The following is a 2,926-nucleotide window of genomic DNA, read 5'->3' as shown; positions in this document are numbered from 1 at the left end:
GTGGAACCAGGCGTTCACCGGCGTCGAGGGTGCTCCGGCGACCTCCTTCCCTTCGCCCGCCTACACGACGGTCGACACGACGGCGGTGAGCCGCGAGAAGCCGTTCCTCTACGTGGACGACGCGGGCGACTGGCAGGTCTTCGCCCCCGCTCTCGCGCAGGACAGCCGGGGTGCGAGCTGGTCGGACGGTACGCCGGAAGGCGACTCGCGGCCCATCGGCGACTTCTTCATCGCACAGCCCGACGACAGCATCGCGACGATCAACGCGGCACTCGCCGGGGGCCGCGACCTCATCCTCACCCCGGGCATCTACGAGTACTCGTCTCCGATAGAGGTGACCCACCCGGACACGATCGTCCTGGGCATGGGATACGCGACCGTCGTGCCCACGGCCGGCGAAGCCGCCGTCGAGGTCGCCGACGTCGACGGCGTCCGACTCGCCGGATTCACGGTCGAAGCGGGTGTTCCGCAATCCGACGTCCTGATCCGGGTCAGCGATCGGGGCGCCTCGGGGGATCATGCGGCGAACCCCACGAGCATCCAGGACGTCTATGTGCGCATCGGCGGCGCACGGGAGGGAAGCGCGGTCACCTCCCTCGAGGTCAACAGCGACGACGTCATCATCGACCACATCTGGATGTGGCGCGCAGATCACGGCGCGGGCGCCGCGTGGGACTCGAACCGGGGCGACCACGGTCTCGTGGTGAACGGCGATGACGTCTCGGCATGGGGACTGTTCGTCGAGCACTATCAGAAGAACCAGGTGATCTGGAACGGGAACGGCGGCAGCACCTTCTTCTATCAGAGCGAGCTTCCCTATGACCCACCGACCCAGGCGGACTGGATGGACGGCTCGCGGAACGGCTATGCCTCGTATCGAGTCGCCGATACGGTGACCACGCACACGGCGACGGCGCTGGGCGTCTACTCGTTCTTCACCTCGGGCGCACCGATCGACGTCGAATCCGCGATCCAGGTGCCGTTGCGGAACGGGGTGCAGCTGCACAACATGGTCTCGGTCTTCCTCGCAGGCAACGGCTCGATCAGTCACGTCGTCAACGACCAGGGCGCCGCGCTGGTCGGAGGCTTCGGGACGTCCGTCGTCCAGCAGTATCCCGGGAATGTGCCGGTTCCCGGCGATGTCCTTCCACCGACCGTCACGGTGAAGTCGGGGGCCCAGTTCACGGTGGAGAGCGGCGGCGTCTACGACAGGGTGAGCGTCAAACTGCACGATGCGGGCAAGATCGACAAGGTCACCATCAACGGCGTCGTCAAAGACCTCGTGAACGATGCCTGGTCGGACGTGAACGGCATCAGGCCAGGCGTGTTCGGCGCCGTGCGGGGAACCAACACGCTCGTCGCCTACGACGTCGCCGGCAACGCGAAGACCTTCACCTTCGATCTCCGCTGAGGGTCGGGGATGCCTCCGGGGCCGGGGGCATCCCCGTCACCGGTCGACGCTCTCAGTCGAGCAGGCTGGTGATCGCGGGGTCTCGTCGCGCGTAGTCGGCGGCGGTGGTGAGGATCACATCGCGCATCGCGGCGACGGCGACCGCGGGGGTGACGTCCGCGCGGTGCGCGAGACTCACGGTGCGCCGCATCATCGGGTGCGTCAGCCGCACCGAGCGCAACGCCGGCTGGTCGAACAGCACCATCGCGGGCACGACGGCGACGCCCACTCCTCGTTCGACGAAGCGGAGCACGGCATCCATCTCCGCCCCCTCGAGGACGTGCTTCGGGGTGATGCCCGCAGAGCGGAAGGCCGCGTCGGTGGTCGCGCGCAGCTCGTAGGTCTCGTCGAGGGCGATCAGCGGAAGCGTGGCGAGGTGCTCGAGGCCGATCGCGGGGGTGATCGCGACGGGAGGCTGGGATGCCGCGGAGACCACGACCAACTCCTCGGTGAGCAGAGGCATGCGCGTCAGGCTGAATCCCGACGGGGGTGGGCCCGTCGACTCGGTGATCAGCGCGATGTCGACGGCGCCGACCGCGAGCTGATCGACGAGAAGCCGTGACCCGCTCTCGTCCAGGTGCAGGTCGACACCGGGGTGGGCCGCATGGAACGCGCTGATGGCCTCGGCGACGAGGCTGATGCACAGGGTCGGGGGAGCACCGAGGCGCACGCGTCCGCGTCGGAGCCCGGCGAGCTCGCCCATCTCGTCGCGGATGGCCTCCGCTTCGGCGAGCATCCGCTGAGCGCGGGGGAGCAGCGCCTCGCCGGCGGCGGTGAGCGCGATGTGGCCGCGCGCGCGGTGGAACAGCTCCGCGCCGAGTTCGCGTTCGAGGGTCGAGATCTGCCTGCTCAGCGAGGGCTGGGCGAGGTGCAGGTACTCGGATGCACGCGTGAAGTGGCCGAGGCGGGCGACCTCGACGAACCCGCGGAGCTGCTCGAGGTTCATACTTTCAGTCTATCGATACGAGCAGAACTATGCATTGGACGGCATGAGGATGTCCTAACTAGCGTTGTGCCCATGACCTCACGCGAACGGCAGATCTCCACCACGGTCCTCGTCATCGGCACGGGAGGCTCGGGGCTCCGGGCGGCGATCGAGATCGCCGAGCACGGCGTCGACGTGCTCGCGGTCGGCAAGCGTCCGCGGCAGGATGCGCACACCTCGCTCGCCGCCGGTGGCATCAACGCCGCTCTCGGAACCATGGACGAGGCCGACAGCTGGCAGCAGCACGCCGCCGACACCATCAAGGAGAGCTACCTGCTCGCCAACCCGCACACGGTCGAGATCGTGACGCAGGGGGCCGAACGAGGCATCCGTGATCTCGAGCGCTGGGGCATGGACTTCGCCCGCGAGGACGACGGCCGCATCTCGCAGCGGTTCTTCGGCGCCCACACCTTCCGCCGCACGGCCTTCGCCGGCGACTACACCGGCCTCGAGATCCAGCGCACCCTCGTGGCCAAGGCCGAGCAGCTCGA

General features: G+C 68.4%; 3 protein-coding genes. 2 read left to right on the top strand and 1 reads right to left on the bottom strand.

Annotation, left to right across the window (positions count from 1 at the left end; all coding sequences use genetic code 11):
* The coding region (locus ABTZ43_RS17135; RefSeq protein ID WP_502885433.1) for a pectate lyase-like domain-containing protein at nt 1–1,411 on the top strand (1,411 nt) is incomplete at its 5' end.
* 52 nt (nt 1,412–1,463) lie between these two features.
* On the opposite strand, the gene ABTZ43_RS17130 is transcribed toward ABTZ43_RS17135, so the two are convergent.
* Nucleotides 1,464–2,396, bottom strand: a complete 933-nt coding sequence (locus ABTZ43_RS17130; protein WP_056412844.1) for a LysR family transcriptional regulator — start codon at nt 2,394–2,396, stop codon at nt 1,464–1,466.
* Nucleotides 2,397–2,468: 72 nt separating this feature from the next.
* Between ABTZ43_RS17130 and ABTZ43_RS17125 the strand changes: the two genes are divergently transcribed.
* Nucleotides 2,469–2,926, top strand: a 458-nt coding sequence (locus ABTZ43_RS17125) for an FAD-binding protein (RefSeq protein ID WP_350539633.1), incomplete at its 3' end; no start/stop codon positions are given.

The organism is Microbacterium sp. NPDC097977 (assembly GCF_040302605.1).
Classification (GTDB): Bacteria; Actinomycetota; Actinomycetes; order Actinomycetales; family Microbacteriaceae; genus Microbacterium.
This window is presented reverse-complemented; position numbering and strand designations above follow the sequence as displayed.

Bases quoted from the DNA above. Each gene is read 5' to 3' on its own strand.
- ABTZ43_RS17130 (WP_056412844.1), bottom strand. From the start codon at position 2,396: ATGAACCTCGAGCAGCTCCGCGGGTTCGTCGAGGTCGCCCGCCTCGGC.